This is a genomic window from Cupriavidus sp. FW306-01-F10A (genome assembly GCF_058782785.1).
Map to the genome: position 1 here is coordinate 1 of NZ_JBYSYA010000014.1, position 17409 is coordinate 17409.

18 protein-coding genes are annotated in these 17409 nt (G+C 67.3%); 15 read left to right on the forward strand and 3 right to left on the reverse strand.

Annotated features, from left to right (window positions below; all coding sequences use genetic code 11):
• From AC3WLF_RS19825 to AC3WLF_RS19890, 14 genes are all read left to right on the forward strand, one after another.
• Positions 1-424: P-loop NTPase (locus tag AC3WLF_RS19825; protein WP_492351466.1), on the forward strand; the 424-nt coding region annotated here is incomplete at its 5' end.
• A gap of 22 nt (positions 425-446) precedes the next feature.
• A complete protein-coding gene (locus AC3WLF_RS19830; RefSeq protein ID WP_492318885.1) occupies positions 447-980 on the forward strand; it encodes a DUF3305 domain-containing protein in 534 nt (177 codons plus the stop codon).
• A gap of 34 nt (positions 981-1014) precedes the next feature.
• Positions 1015-1605: a DUF3306 domain-containing protein gene (locus tag AC3WLF_RS19835; protein WP_492318884.1), complete on the forward strand. Its 591-nt coding sequence runs from the start codon at positions 1015-1017 to the stop codon at positions 1603-1605.
• A 101-nt stretch (positions 1606-1706) separates the two neighbouring features.
• A complete protein-coding gene (locus AC3WLF_RS19840; protein ID WP_492358693.1) occupies positions 1707-3872 on the forward strand; it encodes a 4Fe-4S binding protein in 2166 nt (721 codons plus the stop codon).
• Between the two features lie 35 nt (positions 3873-3907).
• On the forward strand, positions 3908-4540 hold the full coding sequence (locus AC3WLF_RS19845) for a TorD/DmsD family molecular chaperone (RefSeq protein WP_492318882.1): 633 nt from the start codon (positions 3908-3910) through the stop codon (positions 4538-4540).
• Between the two features lie 198 nt (positions 4541-4738).
• Complete coding sequence (locus tag AC3WLF_RS19850) at positions 4739-4954, forward strand: formate dehydrogenase (RefSeq protein ID WP_316151187.1); 216 nt, start codon at positions 4739-4741, stop codon at positions 4952-4954.
• 72 nt (positions 4955-5026) lie between these two features.
• Positions 5027-8059: a molybdopterin-dependent oxidoreductase gene (locus AC3WLF_RS19855; RefSeq protein ID WP_492351463.1), complete on the forward strand. Its 3033-nt coding sequence runs from the start codon at positions 5027-5029 to the stop codon at positions 8057-8059.
• A 15-nt stretch (positions 8060-8074) separates the two neighbouring features.
• On the forward strand, positions 8075-8752 hold the full coding sequence (gene fdh3B, locus AC3WLF_RS19860) for a formate dehydrogenase FDH3 subunit beta (protein ID WP_010813848.1): 678 nt from the start codon (positions 8075-8077) through the stop codon (positions 8750-8752).
• On the forward strand, positions 8749-8985 hold the full coding sequence (locus AC3WLF_RS19865; protein ID WP_492358694.1) for a hypothetical protein: 237 nt from the start codon (positions 8749-8751) through the stop codon (positions 8983-8985). The genes fdh3B and AC3WLF_RS19865 overlap by 4 nt, the downstream gene beginning before the upstream one ends.
• Positions 8986-9049: 64 nt before the next feature.
• Positions 9050-10258, forward strand: a complete 1209-nt coding sequence (locus AC3WLF_RS19870; RefSeq protein WP_492318880.1) for a formate dehydrogenase subunit gamma — start codon at positions 9050-9052, stop codon at positions 10256-10258.
• A 33-nt stretch (positions 10259-10291) separates the two neighbouring features.
• Positions 10292-10681, forward strand: coding sequence for a hypothetical protein (locus AC3WLF_RS19875; protein WP_492351461.1), 390 nt, complete (start codon positions 10292-10294; stop codon positions 10679-10681).
• Positions 10682-10744: 63 nt separating this feature from the next.
• Entirely contained in the window at positions 10745-11575 is an 831-nt protein-coding gene (locus tag AC3WLF_RS19880) for a formate dehydrogenase accessory sulfurtransferase FdhD (protein ID WP_492351460.1), read from the forward strand.
• Between the two features lie 96 nt (positions 11576-11671).
• The gene (gene dcd, locus AC3WLF_RS19885) at positions 11672-12238 is read left to right on the forward strand and encodes a dCTP deaminase (protein WP_010813843.1); all 567 of its coding nucleotides are present in this window, start codon (positions 11672-11674) and stop codon (positions 12236-12238) included.
• A 150-nt stretch (positions 12239-12388) separates the two neighbouring features.
• Positions 12389-14662 carry an arginine/lysine/ornithine decarboxylase gene (locus tag AC3WLF_RS19890; protein WP_010813842.1) on the forward strand — a complete coding sequence of 758 codons (2274 nt, stop codon included), beginning with the start codon at positions 12389-12391 and terminating at the stop codon, positions 14660-14662.
• Between the two features lie 68 nt (positions 14663-14730).
• Here the strand turns inward: AC3WLF_RS19890 and AC3WLF_RS19895 are convergent, their stop codons facing one another.
• The 3 genes from AC3WLF_RS19895 to AC3WLF_RS19905 form a co-directional block, all read right to left on the reverse strand.
• Entirely contained in the window at positions 14731-15147 is a 417-nt protein-coding gene (locus AC3WLF_RS19895) for a type II toxin-antitoxin system VapC family toxin (RefSeq protein ID WP_037023550.1), read from the reverse strand.
• Entirely contained in the window at positions 15134-15370 is a 237-nt protein-coding gene (locus AC3WLF_RS19900) for a FitA-like ribbon-helix-helix domain-containing protein (protein WP_010813840.1), read from the reverse strand. Before AC3WLF_RS19900 ends, AC3WLF_RS19895 begins: the two co-directional genes overlap by 14 nt.
• A 261-nt stretch (positions 15371-15631) precedes the next feature.
• Positions 15632-16330, reverse strand: a complete 699-nt coding sequence (locus AC3WLF_RS19905) for a glutathione S-transferase family protein (RefSeq protein ID WP_492318878.1) — start codon at positions 16328-16330, stop codon at positions 15632-15634.
• A 126-nt stretch (positions 16331-16456) separates the two neighbouring features.
• Here AC3WLF_RS19905 and AC3WLF_RS19910 point away from each other — a divergent pair, with 126 nt between their 5' ends.
• Positions 16457-17371, forward strand: a complete 915-nt coding sequence (locus AC3WLF_RS19910) for a LysR substrate-binding domain-containing protein (RefSeq protein WP_492318877.1) — start codon at positions 16457-16459, stop codon at positions 17369-17371.
• The last annotated feature ends 38 nt before the right edge of the window (positions 17372-17409 follow it).

Genomic DNA, 17409 nt, shown 5'->3' on the forward strand with positions numbered 1-17409 from the left:
GACGCTGTCGCAGAAGGTGCCGGTCACCGGCGCGGTGATCGTCACCACGCCTCAGGATATCGCGCTGCTGGATGCCAAGAAGGGCCTGAAGATGTTCGAGAAGGTGGGCATTCCCATCCTGGGCATCGTCGAGAACATGGCGGTCTACTGCTGCCCGAACTGCGGCCATGTCGAGCATATCTTCGGCCACGGCGGCGGCGAGAAGATGTGCGCCGACTACGGCGTTGACCTGCTGGGCAGCCTGCCGCTGAACCTGCAGATCCGCGAGCAGGCCGACTCCGGCCGTCCGACCGTGGTGGCCGAGCCCGACAGCCCGGTGGCCGAGATGTACCGCGCCATCGCGCGCAAGGTGGCGATCAAGGTCGCCGACAAGGCGCGCGACATGACCAGCAAGTTTCCGAGTATCGTGGTGCAAAACACCTGAGCGCGCGCCGCGCGCAGCAACCATGGAAAGCCAGCCTGCCCCCGACCTGCCGGCACCCGCTGCCCGCCCCGCCGTGACCATGGCGGTGGTGATGCGCAAGGTCGCGCTGGCCAACCGCTGGCAGCCGTGGAAGTGGGAGCTGGACGCGGTGCTGCCGGACCTTGGCGAGTTCGGCACGCACCCCGTGTGCCTGGAGCACGACGCCCACGGCGCGCACTGGCTGTACCCGGGGTTCGAGGTGACGCTGTTCCGCGACCAGGGCGAAGGCTATTACCTGAACCTGACTTCGACCACGCCGTGCTGGTTCGTGCTGTGGCGCATGCCGGAGGACGAAGTCCCTGGCGAAGAGGCCCATCCGGTGCCGATGACCGTGACGCTGTCGTACAACGAGGCTGGCCGCTGGCTCGATGCCGGCGAGACCGTCGAGAACGTGCCGCTGGCGCCCGAGCAGCGCGAGTGGCTGCAGGCCTATGTCGACCAGCACTACCGGCCCGAGCCCAAGCAGCGGCGCCGGCCCGAATCCTTCAAGGCGCCGGAAGACCGCGCCCGCTACTGATTACTGATCCTGACGACCTGAGCTTGCCCTGCCGATGAGCGATTCGTCCTTCCTGTCGCGCTGGTCGCGCCGCAAGGCCGCGGTGCGGGAGGGCGTGCCCGTGCCGGCAGAGCCGGCACCACCAGCGCATGCCGAAGCCGTCCCCGTGACCACCGGCGCAGCACCCGAAGCGCCGCAGGTACCGGCCCCGACGCTGGAGGACGTGGCCGCGCTGCGCCCCGGCGACGAGATCGCCCGGTTCGTGGCCCGCGGCGTGGATGAGTCGGTCAAGCGCGCGGCGCTGAAGACGCTGTTCGCCGATCCGCACTTCAACGTGATGGACGGGCTCGACATCTATATCGACGACTACAGCAAACCCGATCCGATCCCGCCGGAAATCCTTCGCCAGCTGCGCCAGTCCGAGACACTGGGCCTGTTCGAGCCGACCGACGAGGAACGCGCGGCGGCACAGGCCGCGGCCGCCGCCGCGGGGCCTGTGGATGTACCGCCGGCGGCGCCCGCCGAGTTCGCCGAATCCGGCGAGACCGCCGACACTACGGACATACCCGCACCAATCGAAACGCCGCAGCAAACTGTAAGTCAAAGCGCAGAACAGGGCCTGCAAGACCCGGATAAATGCGCGTAGCCTCACAGGTGCAGCGCAGCCTACAATAGGCATCCCCACAATCCGCCGGCCCGCAGACCCCTCACCAAGAAGGACGTCCGGGCCGGTCAGCCGCATTCGCCATGCCGACGCTGATCTGCAACTGCAACGACACCATGCCGCTTGACGGGGCGGCATTGTCCGAAGCAACCAAGGACGCCAACCAGGGCCCCTTGAAGGTCCATCGCCTGCTGTGCCGGCGCGAGATCGGCGACTTCACCGCCGCGCTCGACGGCACCGACGACGTCATCGTCGCCTGCACCCAGGAACGCCAGCTCTTTACCGAAGTCGCAGCGCAGGCCGCGCAGGGCAGCGATGGCCGCCCGGTGGTGACCGCGCCGGTGCGCTTCGTCAATATCCGCGAGACCGGCGGCTGGTCACAGGGCGCCCGGCGCGACCCGAAGACCGCCAATGCCAAGATCGCCGCGCTGCTGGCCGTGGCCGCGCTGCCCGAACCTGACCCGGTGCCGGTGGTGGATTACCGTTCCGACGGCGCGGTGCTGGTGCTGGGCCCGGCCCAGCGGGCGCTGCCGTGGGCCGAGCGGCTGGCCGCGATGCAGCTGGAGGTCACGGTGCTGCTGACCGGCAGCGACAGGCGTGAAGGCGCCGCGGCGCAGCCGGCGGCGCGCGCTTATCCCGTTCACAGCGGCCGGCTGGCCTCGCTGACAGGCTGGCTGGGAGCGTTCGAGGCCAGCTGGGAGACCGGTGCCGGCCGCAGCAACCCGATCGACCTGGACCTGTGCACCCGCTGCAACGCCTGCATCGACGCCTGTCCCGAGGACGCGATCGACTTCAGCTACCAGATCGACCTGTCGCGCTGCCGCTCGCACCGTGCTTGCGTGCGCGCCTGCGGCGCCGCCGCGGCGATCGACTTCGACCGCCCGCAGGGCACAGTGCAGGGACGCTTCGACCTGGTCTTCGACCTGTGCGACACGCCTGCCTTCACCATGCACCAGCCGCCGCAGGGCTACCTGCACGCCGGCACCGATGCCGCGCGCCAGCAGGCCCAGGCGTTGCTGCTGGCAGGCCTGGTGGGCGAGTTCGAGAAGCCCAGGTTCTTCCGCTACAAGGAAAACCTGTGCGCGCATGGCCGCAACCAGACTACCGGCTGCACCGCCTGCATCGACATCTGCTCGACCGAGGCCATCGGCTCGCGCTGGCATGACGGCAAGGGGCGCATCGAAGTCACGCCCAACCTGTGCATGGGCTGCGGCGCCTGCACCACCGTCTGCCCGAGCGGGGCCATCAGCTATGGCTACCCGGGGCCGGAGGTGACCGGCGCGCGCCTGCGCACGCTGCTGTCGGCGTACCGCCGGGCCGGCGCACGCGATCCGGTGGTGCTGCTGCATGGCGAGGAATATGGCACGCCGGCGCTGCTGGCGCTGGGCCGTTCCGCCCGCGGCGGCAAGGCCAAGGGCGTGCCCGCCAATGTGATGCCGTTGTCGCTGTTCCACCCGGCCTCGGCCGGGCTGGAGTTGTGGCTCGCCGCGCTGTGCTGGGGCGCCAGCCGCGTAGCGGTGCTGCTGACCGGCGAGGAGGCACCGCAGTACCGCACCGCGCTGCCGGAGCAGATCGCGGTCGGGCGCGCTCTGCTGGCGGGCCTGGGCTATGACGGCGAGGTGCTGTCGCTGGTCGAGGCCGCCGATACCCCGGCGCTGGATGCCGGCCTGGCGGCGCTGCGCCCGGGCCGCAACGCGCTGCCGCCGGCGCCGTTCGGCCCGGTCGCGGCCAAGCGCGAGATGCTGGACTTTGTGCTGGACCACCTGGCCCGGCACGCGCCGGTGCCCGCGCCAAGCGTGCCGCTGCCGGCCGGCGCGCCGATCGGCGCGATCGCAGTGGATACGGGCAAGTGCACCATGTGCATGGCCTGTGTCGGCGCGTGCCCGTCGCAGGCGCTGCGCGACAATCCCGAGCGCCCGGTGCTCAGCTTTATCGAGCGCAACTGCGTGCAATGCGGGCTGTGCGAGAAGACCTGCCCGGAAGACGCCATCAGCCTGGTGCCGCGCCTGCTGGCCGGCGACGCGGCGCGCCGCCCGGTGACCCTCAACGAGACCCAGCCGTTCCATTGCATCCGCTGCGCCAAGCCGTTCGGCACGGCGCAGATGGTGGAGTCGATGCTGGTGCGCCTGGCCGGCCATCCCGCCTTTGCCGGCGCCGCGGCCGAGCGCCTGAAGATGTGCCCTGACTGCCGCGTCATCGACATGATAGAGCGCGATACGGGAACCGCCACCGGCGCCACGCTGCGCTGACGGCGGCGGGGCTACCCAGGACAAATCATCACGACATGACAGATTTCCAGCCGATCCAGCTCACCGCCGCGCCGCCGGCCGACGATGCCGAAGACACCGCCCGCGCCGACCTCTACGGCCTGCTCGCCACGCTGTTCTACCACGCGCCCGACGCCGCGCTGCTGCACCACATCGCCGCCAACCGCGCCGTGGGCGATGACGCGAACACCGTGCTGGGCAAGGCGTGGAATGCGTTGTGCGATGCAGCATCGGAGACCACCGCGGCCGAGGCGGAGGAGGAGTACCGGCTGCTGTTCGTGGGCGTGGGCCGGCAGGATGTGTTCCTGTACGGCTCCTTCTACATGACCGGCTTCCTGAACGAGCGCCCGCTGGTGGCGCTGCGCGAAGACCTCGCCCGCTACGGCCTGGAGCGTCATGAAGATGTCAGCGAGACCGAGGACCATATCGCCACGCTGTGCGAGGTGATGCGCTTCCTGGTGGCGGGCGACGACCTGGCGGTGTCCAACCTGGGCGAGCAGCAGCGCTTCTATGCGCAGCACCTGCAGCCCTGGGTGGAGCGATTGTGCGATGCAGTGACGGCGCACCCGCAGGCGCGTTTCTATCGCGGCGTGGCCGGCTTGCTGGGCGCGTTTGCCGGCGTTGAGGCGGTGGCGCTCGAGATGCATTGAGCGCGGGCATTGAATATCGGCACGCTTGCGGGCTTCTTTAGCGCCGCGAGGCCAAGGCAGCCGCTTACACGAAAATGAGTTGGAAAGTAGGGAAAAACCCGCGCATATCATGGTCTTTCCCGCTAGTTGAATCTAGAATATGCATAACAACGCATAACGGCTAAATCCATCGGGCTTTGTCAGCCGAGGAGCCCCCACATGACAGAGAAGCAAACCAGGGTCGCGCGCCGCACGTTTCTCGCGGGCGCTGGAGTTGTGGCTGCCGCTACGGGCGCGGCAGCGCTGACCGCGCGCGGTCCGGCCATGCCGGGCCAGGCCACCGCTCTGCCGGAACCCACCGATCCTCCGTCGGACAGCAAGGGTTACCGGGTCTCTGACCACATCCGCAAGTACTACCGGACCACGCTGGTGTAGCTGCCCAGGGCGGTGTGGTCTGCCGCGCCGCCTGCAACCGGACGCAACCGGCGTCCGCATCTGAGGTGAGACATGATCTTGACCCGCAAACGCGCGGCGCAGGGCGCATCCGCCCGCCTCGCTGACGGCCTGGCCAACCGGCCTGAACCTGCCGGCGCAGCCTCCGGCCGACTCTCGCAACGGCTCGCGGCCAGCCTGGCCGGCGCAATGCCGACCATGGACCGCCGCAGCTTCCTCAAGCGCTCTGGCATCGGCGTCGGTGCCGGGCTGGCGGCCTCGCAGCTGACGCTGATCCGCAAGGCGGACGCTGCCGACGACAAGAAGGCGGCCGCCGACGGCAAGACCGGCATCGTGGTCAGGCGCACCGTGTGCGGCCACTGCTCGGTCGGCTGCGCGGTCGACGCGGTGGTGCAGAACGGCGTGTGGATCCGCCAGGAGCCCGTGTTCGATTCGCCCATCAACCTGGGCGCGCACTGCGCCAAGGGTGCGGCGCTGCGCGAGCACGGCCACGGCGAATACCGCCTCAAGTACCCGATGAAGCTGGTCAACGGCAAGTACCAGCGCATCAGCTGGGACCAGGCGCTGGACGAGATCACCGCCAAGATGAAGGAGATCCGCCAGCAGACCGGCCCGGACTCGATGTTCTTCGTCGGCTCGTCCAAGCATAGCAACGAGCAGTCCTACCTGCTGCGCAAGTGGGTGTCGTTCTTCGGCACCAACAACACCGACCACCAGGCGCGCATCTGCCACTCCACCACCGTGGCGGGCGTGGCCAACACGTGGGGCTACGGTGCGATGACCAACTCGTACAACGATATGCAGAACTCGAAGGCAGCTCTGTATATCGGCTCCAACGCGGCCGAGGCGCACCCGGTGTCGATGCTGCACCTGCTGCACGCCAAGGAGAACGGCTGCAAGGTGATCGTGGTCGACCCGCGCTACACGCGCACCGCGGCCAAGGCCCAGCATTATGTGCGCATCCGCTCGGGCACCGACATCGCGTTCCTTTTCGGCATGCTGTACCACATCTTCCAGAACGGCTGGGAAGACCAGAAGTACCTGAACGACCGGGTCTATGGCATGGACAAGGTCAAGGAAGAGGTGCTGGCCAAGTGGACCCCCGACAAGGTCGAGGAAGTCTGCGGCGTGCCCGAGGCGCAGGTGAAGATGGTCGCCGAGATCATGGCCAAGAACCGCCCCAGCACGCTGGTGTGGTGCATGGGCCAGACCCAGCACACCATCGGCAACGCGATCGTGCGCGCCTCGTGCATCGTGCAGCTGGCGCTGGGCAATATCGGCGTGTCGGGCGGCGGCGCCAACATCTTCCGCGGCCATGACAACGTGCAGGGCGCCACCGACGTGGGCCCCAACCCGGACTCGCTGCCGGGCTACTACGGCCTGGCCACCGGCGCGTGGAAGCACTACGCCGCGGTGTGGGGCGTGGACTACGAATGGATCAAGAAGCAGTTCGTGTCGCAGGCGATGATGGAGAAGTCCGGCACCACGGTGTCGCGCTGGATCGATATCGTCACCGAGAAGAATGAGCTGATCGACCAGGACAACAATGTGCGCGGCGTGTTCTTCTGGGGCCATGCCCCGAACTCGCAGACGCGCGGCCTGGAGATGAAGAAGGCGCTGGACAAGCTCGACCTGCTGGTGGTGGTCGACCCCTATCCGTCGGCGACCGCGGCCATGGCCAACATGCCGCCGGCCGAGGGCGACAAGGTCAACCCGAACCGCGCGGTCTACCTGCTGCCGGCCTGCACGCAGTTCGAGACCTCGGGCACGTGCACCGCGTCGAACCGCTCGCTGCAATGGCGCGAGAAGGTCATCGAGCCGCTGTTCGAGTCGATGCCCGACCATACGCTGATGCAGGCGTTTGCCGACCGGCTCGGCTTCGGCAAGGAGCTGTCGAAGAACATGAAGCTGATCGAGGTCAAGCGCGCCGGCCGTACCTGGATGGAGCCTGAGCCGGAATCGATCCTGCGCGAGATCAACGCCAGCAACTGGACCATCGGCTACACCGGCCAGTCGCCGGAGCGGTTGAAGGCGCATATGCGCAATATGCAGATGTTCGACGTCAAGACGCTGCGCTGCAAGGCGGGCAAGGACCCGGTCACCGGCTACGACCTGAGCGGCGACTACTTCGGCCTGCCGTGGCCGTGCTACGGCACGCCGGAACTGAAGCACCCGGGCTCGCCCAACCTGTACGACACCAGCAAGCACGTGATGGACGGCGGCGGCAACTTCCGCGCCAACTTCGGCGTGGAGCGCGACGGCGTCAACCTGCTGGCCGAGGACGGCTCTTGCTCGCTGGGCGCGGAGATCACCACCGGCTATCCGGAGTTCGACCATGTGCTGCTGAAGAAGCTGGGCTGGTGGGACGACCTGACCGATGCCGAGAAGGCCAAGGCCGAAGGCAAGAACTGGAAGACCGACCTGTCGGGCGGCATCCAGCGCGTGGTGATGAAGAACCATGGCTGCCATCCGTTCGGCAACGCCAAGGCGCGCGCGGTGGTATGGAACTTCCCCGACGCGATCCCGCAGCATCGCGAGCCGCTGTACTCCACGCGCCCGGACATGGTCGCCAAGTACCCGACCCACGACGACAAGATGGCGTTCTGGCGGCTGCCGACGCTGTACAAGTCGGTGCAGCAGCGCAATATCGAGAACAAGGTCTATGAGAAGTTCCCGATCATCCTGACCTCCGGGCGGCTGGTCGAGTACGAGGGCGGTGGCGAGGAAACCCGCTCCAACCCGTGGCTGGCCGAACTGCAGCAGGAGAACTTCGTCGAGATCAACCCGCGCGCGGCGTCCGACCGCGGCATCCGCAATGGTGACTTCTGCTGGGTGAAGACGCCCACCGGGGCCCGCATCAAGGTGCGCGCGCTGGTGACCGAGCGGGTTGGGCCCGATACCGCGTTCATCCCGTTCCATTTCTCGGGCTGGTGGCAGGGCAAGGACCTGAAGGACTACTACCCCGCGGGCGCGATGCCGGTGGTGCGGGGCGAGGCGGTCAACACGGCCACCACCTACGGCTATGACTCGGTGACGATGATGCAGGAAACCAAGACCACCGTTTGCCAGATCGAGCGGTTTGCCTAAGCGCAGAGGGACACCATGGCACGCATGAAATTTATCTGTGACGCCGAGCGCTGCATCGAGTGCAACAGCTGCGTCACTGCCTGCAAGAACGAGCACGAGGTGCCCTGGGGCGTGAACCGGCGCCGCGTGGTCACCGTCAACGACGGCATGGTCGGCGCCGAGAAATCGATCTCGGTGGCCTGCATGCACTGTTCGGACGCGCCCTGCATGGCGGTCTGCCCGGTCGACTGCTTCTACCGCACCGAGGACGGCGTGGTGCTGCACGACAAGGACGTCTGCATCGGCTGCGGCTACTGCTCCTACGCCTGCCCGTTCGGCGCGCCGCAGTTCCCGTCGACCGGCACCTTCGGCGTGCGCGGCAAGATGGACAAGTGCACTTTCTGCGCTGGCGGCCCGGAAAAGAACGGCTCGGAAGCTGAGTTCGAGAAATACGGCCGCAACCGCCTGGCCGAAGGCAAGCTGCCGCTGTGCGCCGAGATGTGCTCGACCAAGGCGCTGCTGGGCGGCGACGGCGATGTGATTGCCGACATCCTGCGCAACCGCGTGATCAAGCGCGGCACCGGCGGCGACGTGTTCGGCTGGGGCACGGCCTACGGCACCGCCAAGGGCGGCGCGGCCCAGCCGGCCCAACCGGCACAGCCGGCGCCCGCCGCACCGGCCGCACCCGCGGCCCCGGGAGGGCAAGCGTCATGAACCGCGTCCGCGTTGTTGTATTGCTGTCGCTGTGCGGCGTGCTGCTGGCAGCTTGCGGCGAGAAGCCGCAGACCATCGGCCCGTCGCACCGCAAGGCTGACGCCCAGGCCTTCCAGGGCGCCCCGGACGATCCGTTCGTGGCCAAGGGCTGGAAGCAGGGCGACAAGACCAGCTGGGACAACCAGATTCGGCAGCGCAACCAGTTGCAGAACGAGTACAACCGCACGCAATGAAGGCGCTGCAGCTGGGCCGCCCCGGCAGCCGGGCGCCGGCCCTCGACGATCCGAAGGAGTGCACATGACGCCGTCGCAGAATGCATGCCGCGCAGGCTGGCGGCGCTGGCTCAGCGCCGGCGCGCTGGCGCTGGCGGCCTTTGCCGGCACCGCCGCCGCACAGGCGCCGGCCTCGGCACCGCCGGCACCGGCCGCCGCGCAGGCCAATGCCGACACCAACAACCCGGCCACGCACCCGGTCCAGCCGCTGGCCGGCATCGCATCCGAGAATATCTTCAACATACCGCGCCGCGATATCGCCGCCGAGGCCCAGTCGCAGCAGCAGCGCACCGTCACGCAGCCCGGCAACAATGCGCCGGTCTGGCGCGAGGTCAATTCCGACCAGCGCCACTACAGCAGCCTGCCCGACAAGGAAGCGGGCGTGCTGATCCAGCGCACCGGGCAGCAATGGCGCCTGTTCCGCAACGGCGTCATCACCGTCTGGGGCGGCTGGCTGCTGCTGGTGGTGCCGCTTGCCATCCTGGGCTTCTTCCTCTGGCGCGGCACCATCCCGCTGCGCACGCCGCGCACCGGCCGCATGATCGAGCGCTTCACGCCGCTTGAGCGCATCGTCCACTGGACCATGGCGATCTCGTTCGTGGTGCTGGCGGTGTCGGGCATCGTGCTGCTGCTGGGCAAGCATTTCCTGCTGCCGCTGATGGGCCACATGCTGTTCGGCTGGCTGACCTACGTGCTGAAGAACCTGCACAACGTGATCGGCCCGATCTTCACGCTGTCGGTGATCGTGGCCTTCGTGGTGTTCGTGCGCGACAACTTGCCCAACCGCGACGATATGCGCTGGGTCACCAGCCTTGGCGGCCTGGCATCCGGCAAGCATGTGCCGAGCGGGCGCTTCAATGCCGGCGAGAAGATGTGGTTCTGGATCGGCGTGTTCGTGTTCGGGCTGGTGCTGTCGGCATCGGGCTGGGTGCTGGACATGATCGTGCCGGGCATGGACTACTACCGCGCGACCATGCAGATCGCCAACGTGATCCATGGGATCTCGGCCGTGCTGATGATCGCGATGGCGTGTGGCCATATCTACATGGGCACGGTCGGCATGGAAGGCGCCTACCGCGCCATGCGCGACGGCTGGGTGGACGAGGCCTGGGCCAGGGAGCACCACGAGCACTGGTACGACGACATCAAGTCCGGCAAGATCCCGGCCCAGCGATCGGCCAGCCCGGAAGCCGCCGCGGGGCGCAGCACCCGGCATACCCCGGGCGAAGCCTGAGGCCGGCGCCAACCAGACCATGCGGAACCCACGATGACGAAGACACGCACCCTGACGCTGGTTGCCCTGTGCGCGGGCGCCACCCTTGCCACCGGCGCGCTGGCCAAGCTGCCGCCGCCGACCGAGGCCCAGCAGGCCAAGGCCGCCGAGACCAAGGCGCGCGCCGCCTGGGCCGACAAGGTCGCCGCCTACCAGTTGTGCCGCGCGCAGGACAAGACCGCGGCGCGTTACTTCGCCGAGCGCAAGGCCCACGGCCAGGAAGCCCGCGCGCCGTCGCAAGCCGCCGCGTGTGCCGATCCGGGCCCGTTTGTGGCGCCGACCGCCGCTGCGCCTGCCGCCCCGGCGCCAGCCGTGGCCAGCACCGCGGCCGATGCCAAACCAGCCGCGGCCGGCGCGGTACAATCTCCTGCAAAGGCGCCGTAACCACAGCCCCATGCACGCCGCGCGCGGCGCGGGGCCCTCACCAGCAGCCCCGAGCCCCTCGTCATGACCCTGCGTCCCGAGCTTACCCAGGCAGCCGTTCCCCTGATCGAAGAGGTTGAAGTCGTCGACGAGCAGGGCCGCGTGCGCGCGGCCTACCTGCCGGGCGAGCGTCCGCTGACGGTCTACCTCGACAAGCGCGAGCTGGTCACGCTGATGACCCTGGGCGGCGCGCCCGAGCACCTGGTGCTGGGCTACCTGCGCAACCAGCGGCTGGTGGAATCGATCGAAGACATCGCCGCGGTGCAGGTCGACTGGGAAACCGAGTCCGCCGCCGTGACCACGCGCAATGGCGTGGACCGCATCGAGGAACGCACCGCGCGCCGCGTGGTGACCACCGGCTGCGGGCAAGGCACCGTGTTCGGCTCGCTGCTCGATGAGGTCGACAACATCCGCCTGCCGGTTGGCGCCACGCTGGACCAGGACACCCTGTACGGCATCATCGACACCATCCGGCTGCAGCAGTCGGTCTACAAGCAGGCTGGCTCGGTGCACGGCTGCGCGCTGTTCCAGGGCACCGAGCTGCTGATGTTCATCGAGGACGTGGGCCGCCACAACGCCGTGGACGCCATCGCCGGGCGCATGTGGCTGGAAGGCATGACGGGCGGCGACAAGATCTTCTACACCACCGGGCGCCTGACTTCCGAGATGGTGATCAAGGGCGCGCAGATGGGCATCCCGTTCCTGCTGTCGCGCTCGGGCGTGACGCAGATGGGCTACCAGATGGCCCGGCGCGTCAACCTGACGCTGTTTGCGCGCTGCACCGGCAAGCACTTCCTGCTCTACACCGGGCGCGAGCGCTTCCGCCACCGGCTGCCTGAAGACGCAGTGGCGTAAGCGTCACTTTGTTGTTTGCGTTTGCTTAAAGGGGTGGGCGCGATTGGTTGTACAATGCGGCGCACTCCGAGCCAGTGTGTTTACCCTCCCAACCCTATGAGCATCAAATCCGACAAGTGGATCCGCCGCATGGCGGAGCAGCACGGCATGATCGAGCCGTTCGCGCCAGGCCAGGTCCGGGAGCAGGACGGGCGCAAGATCGTTTCGTACGGCACCTCGAGCTACGGCTACGACATCCGCTGCGCCGACGAATTCAAGATCTTCACCAATATCAACAGCACCATCGTCGATCCGAAGAATTTCGACGAGAAGTCGTTCGTGGATTTCAAGGGCGATGTCTGCATCATCCCGCCCAATTCGTTCGCGCTGGCGCGCACGATGGAATACTTCCGGATCCCGCGCAGCGTGCTGACCATCTGCCTGGGCAAGAGCACCTACGCCCGCTGCGGCATCATCGTCAATGTGACGCCGTTCGAGCCGGAGTGGGAAGGCTATGTGACGCTGGAGTTTTCCAACACCACGCCACTGCCCGCCAAGATCTACGCCGGCGAGGGTTGCGCCCAGGTGCTGTTCTTCGAAAGCGACGAAGTCTGCGAGACCTCGTACCGCGACCGCGGCGGCAAGTACCAGGGCCAGCACGGTGTCACACTGCCGAAGACCTGAGCGCATTACAATGCCGGCGTTTGCCGGAAGGCTGGCCCCGAGAATGGCCGCCACACCTGACGTCAGAGCCACATGTCGCCGCAGCGGGGAACCTCCCGCCGGCCATGTGGCTCAAGTCCTTTATGTCCTGCTTTCCATCAAGGATGCCCGATGAAATTCCGTTTCCCCGTCATCATCATTGACGAAGACTTTCGCTCCGAGAACATCTCCGGCTCGGGCATCCGCGCGCTGGCCGAGGCGATCGAGAAAGAGGGCATGGAGGTCATGGGCCTGACCAGCTACGGCGACCTGACGTCGTTTGCGCAGCAGTCCAGCCGGGCATCGACCTTTATCGTCTCGATCGACGACGACGAGTTCACGCGCGACGGCGATGACCAGCTCGAGGCCGCCGCCATCGAAAAGCTGCGCGCCTTCGTCACCGAAGTGCGCCGCCGCAACTCGGACCTGCCGATCTTCCTGTACGGCGAGACCCGCACCTCGCGCCATATCCCCAACGATATCCTGCGCGAGCTGCACGGCTTCATCCACATGTTCGAGGACACGCCGGAATTCGTGGCACGCCACATCATCCGCGAAGCCAAGGTCTACCTCGACACGCTGGCGCCGCCGTTCTTCAAGGCGCTGATCGACTACGCGCAGGACAGCTCGTACTCGTGGCACTGCCCGGGGCACTCGGGCGGCGTGGCGTTCCTGAAGAGCCCGGTGGGCCAGGTGTTCCACCAGTTCTTCGGCGAGAACATGCTGCGCGCCGACGTCTGCAACGCGGTCGACGAACTGGGCCAGCTGCTGGACCACACGGGTCCGGTGGCCGCGTCGGAGCGCAATGCCGCGCGCATCTTCAACTCCGACCACATGTACTTCGTCACCAACGGCACCTCCACCTCGAACAAGATGGTGTGGCATGCCAATGTGGCGCCGGGCGACATCGTGGTGGTGGATCGCAACTGCCACAAGTCGATCCTGCACGCGATCATGATGACGGGCGCGATCCCGGTCTTCCTGATGCCCACGCGCAACCACTACGGCATCATCGGCCCGATCCCGAAGAGCGAGTTCGATCCGGAGACGATCAGGAAGAAGATCGCCAACCACCCGTTCGCCAGCAAGGCCAAGAACCAGAAGCCGCGCATCCTGACCATCACCCAGGGTACGTACGACGGCGTGCTGTACAACGCCGAGCAGATCAAGGAAATGCTGGCCGCCGAGATCGATACGCTGCACTTCGATGAGGCCTGGCTGCCGCATGCGGCCTTCCACGATTTCTATCGCAATATGCACGCGATCGGCAAGGACCGCCCGCGCAGCAAGGACGCGCTGGTGTTCGCCACGCAGTCGACGCACAAGCTGCTGGCCGGCCTGTCGCAGGCCTCGCAGATCCTGGTGCAGGATTCCGAGACGCGCAAGCTGGACCGCTACCGCTTCAACGAGGCGTACCTGATGCACACCTCGACCAGCCCGCAGTACTCGATCATCGCCTCGTGCGACGTGGCCGCGGCGATGATGGAAGCGCCGGGCGGCACCGCGCTGGTGGAAGAGAGCATCCAGGAGGCGATGGATTTCCGCCGCGCCATGCGCAAGGTCGAGGGCGACTACGACGACGGCAACAACGGCGACTGGTGGTTCAAGGTGTGGGGCCCGGACGCACTGATCGAAGACGGCATCGGCGACCGCGAAGAATGGATGCTCAAGGCCAATGAGCGCTGGCACGGCTTCGGCGACCTCGCCGACGGCTTCAACCTGCTCGACCCGATCAAGGCCACCATCATCACCCCGGGCCTGGACGTGGACGGCGAGTTCAGCGAACGCGGCATCCCGGCGGCCATCGTCACCAAGTACCTGGCCGAGCACGGCATCATCATCGAGAAGACCGGGCTGTACTCGTTCTTCATCATGTTCACCATCGGCATCACCAAGGGCCGCTGGAACTCGCTGGTGACCGAGCTGCAGCAGTTCAAGGACGACTACGATCAGAACCAGCCGCTGTGGCGCGTGCTGCCGGAATTCGTCGCCAAGCATCCGCAATACGAGCGCATGGGCCTGCGTGACCTGTGCGATGCGATCCACAGCGTGTACAAGGCCAACGACGTGGCCCGTGTGACGACGGAGATGTACCTGTCGGACATGGAGCCGGCGATGAAGCCGTCGGACGCCTGGGCCATGATGGCGCACCGCGAGATCGAGCGCGTGCCGGTCGACGACCTGGAGGGCCGCGTCACCGCCATCCTGCTGACGCCGTACCCGCCGGGCATTCCGCTGCTGATTCCGGGCGAGCGTTTCAACCGCACCATCGTGCAGTACCTGAAGTTCGCGCGCGAGTTCAACAAGCTGTTCCCTGGCTTCGAGACCGACATCCATGGCCTGGTCGAGGACGAGGTCGACGGCAAGACGGCGTACTTTGTCGACTGCGTGAAGCAGGGCGGCTGAACGCCAGTCCGCGTCCCGCTGACGTGAGCAGGGCCCCGCTATGCGGGGCCCTTTCTTTTGGGGTGGCGCTAGGTGAACGGATTCAGCAGCATCGCGCCCGTGCCGCGGAAGTCCTCAACATTGCGCGTGACAATGGTCAGGTCGTGGATCAGCGCGGTGGCGGCAATGAACTTGTCCAGCGCGTGCTCAGGCCGCGGTGCGCGCAGCTGGCCCCAGACCTGGGCGACGTCGGCATCGACCGGCAACACCAGCCGGCCAAAATCCTCCAGCACGGTTGCCAGCCATTGCTCCAGCACCTCGGCCTGCGCCGTATCGCCGCGGTGGCGGATCAGCGCTACGCCACGCTGGAGTTCGCCCACGGTCAGCGCCGACAGGTAGAGCGCGGCACCTTCCCGCGCCGCCTGCCGGAAGAACGCGCGCACGCCGGGGTTGGCGCGTTCGCGCTTGCGCGTTTCGCTGATGACGTTGGTATCAATCAAATACACGCGGCGCCTCGCCTGGATTCTGGATCCGCTCGAAGTCGGCGTCTTGCCCGACGTCCGGGATGCTGGCCAGCACCTCGGCCAGGCTGCGCCGGCGCGTGCCGCCCAGCGCCTGCGCCAGGATGGCGCGGTGCTCGGCCTCGGCGCTGCGGCCGTTGGCGACGGCCCGCTCGCGCAGGCGCTGGACCAGGGATTCATCGATGCCACGAACGAGTAGTGTTGCCATCTTGACCTCCTCACCATCGGATGGAGGAATGATAGCATTGTTATCATTGCGGCGGTCACGTATCGAGGGCAGGCCATACATTGTGGCGGTGCCGGGCCGGTCCAAGGCTTTGGTGATTTGCATGGTGATCTCCTGGATCAAGTCGCTGAACGCAGGAGCCAGTCTGGGCCGCGCCGGGGCGCCGGTCGATGAGCCGATTCGCAATCGCGCGCCCGTCTCGTTCCCGCAACGCTCCCTTTCACAATACCGCCGCACCGCGGATCAGCGCTGCGCCAGGACTTCCTCCAGCGTGACATGGCCCTGGAAGCCGCCTTGGCTTTGCGCCGGCGCCTGCCGCTCGACGGCGTGGGCGAAGCGTACCGCCGGATCGGCTTCCAGCTGGTTGTAGAGGCGCTGCAGGTTCGGATAGTCCTCGCGGTTCAGCACCGCGTGGTACTTGGTCCAGCGGGCGATGCCGATGAAATAGGCGTCGGCCACCGTGCGGTGCTCGCCAAGCAGCCACCGCCGGTCGCCCAGCATGGCTTCAAGCTCGGCATGCACGTTGCGGACTTCCGCCGCGCCATAGCGGGTCAGGGCCTCGAGTTCGGCCCCTTGCACGCCATGCTCCAGCGCGTACCAGAGCGGCGCGAAGGCGCTGAAAAAGCTGGTGTTGAGGTAGCCCAGCATCTGGTTGAGCCGGTCGAAATCCCGCGTGTCCTGCGCAAAGCCGAGCTTGCGGGCGATGCCGCGCGCGCCGATGTGGTTCATGATCGCCTGGCTTTCGCTGAGGAAGTTGCCTTGCGCGTCCATCAGCGTGGGCGTTTCACCAATCGGGTTGATGCGGCGGTAGGCGTCGCTGGTCACGATTTCCGGCATCTCGATGCGGCTCAGGCGATACGGTTCGCCCAGCCATTCAAGCGCGACGATCGAACCGAACGAGCAGCCAGAGGGGACGCCATAGAAGAGGGTGGTGGTAGGCATGGGAAGTTCTCCTGGTTTGGGTAGCGCCCGCCGATCGGGCATAGCGGAACTGTAGATGTGTGGACTTTGCGCGAGTAGTGGGCAAAAATCCGACCTATCGTCCACATGTGTAGACTTTGCGCCGTCATGCTGAACCTGAACGACCTGCGCTTCTTTGTCATGGCCGTGGCCAATGGCGGCTTTGCCGCCGCCGGGCGCGCGCTGGGCGTGCCCAAATCCACCGTCAGCAAGCGCGTGGCCGAACTGGAGCAGGCGCTGCAGGCGCGGCTGCTCTACCGGAGTTCACGCAGCTTTACGCTGACCGATGCCGGCCGGGATTTCTACGAGCATGCGCGCGCGGCACTGATCGAGGCCGAGGCGGCGCAGGAGGCTGTGCAGCGGCGCGTGGCCGAACCCAGCGGCACGGTGCGCATCACGGCGTCGGTGCCTACCGCGCAGCAGTATCTGGCCATGCACCTGCCCGCGCTGGCCCGTGCCTATCCGCGCCTGCACGTGCAACTGGAGGTGTCCGACCGGAGGGTCGACCTGGTGCAGGAGGGCTTCGACATTGCCGTACGCAGCCATTTCGCGCCGCTGCCGGACTCGGGCCTGGTGCAGCGCCAGCTTGCAGTGGACGAGATCGTGCTGGTGGCGTCGCCCACCTACCTGTCGGGCCGCGGCACGCCGCAAGCGCCCGCGCAGCTGTCCGACCATGATGGGCTGCTGACCGGGGCCGCCGCCGGCACCTGGCGCCTGCGCGGGCCGGCCGGCACGGGTGCGGAAGTCACGCCGGTGCCCCGCATGACCGTGAACGAATCCGCCGTGCTGCTCGGTGCCGCCGTGGCGGGGCTGGGTATCGTGCCGCTGCCGCAGGAACTTTGCCGCGCGGCGCTGGCGGCCGGCGAACTGGTGCGCGTGCTGCCGGACTGGACCGCGGGCAGCGTGACCACCACGCTGCTGATGCCGGCGCGGCGCGGGCAGTTGCCCGGCGTGCGCGCGACGGTGGATTTCCTGGTGCAATGCCTGGCGCCGGCCGGCGCCGGGGCGGACGCGCGCCCATGAAAAAGCCCCGCATTGCTGCGGGGCCCTGGGTCTGCCAT

Excerpts from the sequence above, each read along its gene's own strand:
- AC3WLF_RS19835 (WP_492318884.1), top strand. The coding sequence starts at position 1,015 with ATGAGCGATTCGTCCTTCCTGTCGCGCTGGTCGCGCCGCAAGGCCGCG.
- AC3WLF_RS19870 (WP_492318880.1), top strand. The coding sequence starts at position 9,050 with ATGACGCCGTCGCAGAATGCATGCCGCGCAGGCTGGCGGCGCTGGCTC.
- AC3WLF_RS19830 (WP_492318885.1), top strand. The coding sequence starts at position 447 with ATGGAAAGCCAGCCTGCCCCCGACCTGCCGGCACCCGCTGCCCGCCCC.
- AC3WLF_RS19840 (WP_492358693.1), top strand. The coding sequence starts at position 1,707 with ATGCCGACGCTGATCTGCAACTGCAACGACACCATGCCGCTTGACGGG.
- AC3WLF_RS19850 (WP_316151187.1), top strand. The coding sequence starts at position 4,739 with ATGACAGAGAAGCAAACCAGGGTCGCGCGCCGCACGTTTCTCGCGGGC.
- fdh3B (WP_010813848.1), top strand. The coding sequence starts at position 8,075 with ATGGCACGCATGAAATTTATCTGTGACGCCGAGCGCTGCATCGAGTGC.
- AC3WLF_RS19880 (WP_492351460.1), top strand. The coding sequence starts at position 10,745 with ATGACCCTGCGTCCCGAGCTTACCCAGGCAGCCGTTCCCCTGATCGAA.
- AC3WLF_RS19890 (WP_010813842.1), top strand. The coding sequence starts at position 12,389 with ATGAAATTCCGTTTCCCCGTCATCATCATTGACGAAGACTTTCGCTCC.
- AC3WLF_RS19910 (WP_492318877.1), top strand. The coding sequence starts at position 16,457 with ATGCTGAACCTGAACGACCTGCGCTTCTTTGTCATGGCCGTGGCCAAT.
- AC3WLF_RS19845 (WP_492318882.1), top strand. The coding sequence starts at position 3,908 with ATGACAGATTTCCAGCCGATCCAGCTCACCGCCGCGCCGCCGGCCGAC.
- AC3WLF_RS19865 (WP_492358694.1), top strand. The coding sequence starts at position 8,749 with ATGAACCGCGTCCGCGTTGTTGTATTGCTGTCGCTGTGCGGCGTGCTG.
- AC3WLF_RS19875 (WP_492351461.1), top strand. The coding sequence starts at position 10,292 with ATGACGAAGACACGCACCCTGACGCTGGTTGCCCTGTGCGCGGGCGCC.
- AC3WLF_RS19855 (WP_492351463.1), top strand. The coding sequence starts at position 5,027 with ATGATCTTGACCCGCAAACGCGCGGCGCAGGGCGCATCCGCCCGCCTC.
- dcd (WP_010813843.1), top strand. The coding sequence starts at position 11,672 with ATGAGCATCAAATCCGACAAGTGGATCCGCCGCATGGCGGAGCAGCAC.
- AC3WLF_RS19900 (WP_010813840.1), bottom strand. The coding sequence starts at position 15,370 with ATGGCAACACTACTCGTTCGTGGCATCGATGAATCCCTGGTCCAGCGC.
- AC3WLF_RS19905 (WP_492318878.1), bottom strand. The coding sequence starts at position 16,330 with ATGCCTACCACCACCCTCTTCTATGGCGTCCCCTCTGGCTGCTCGTTC.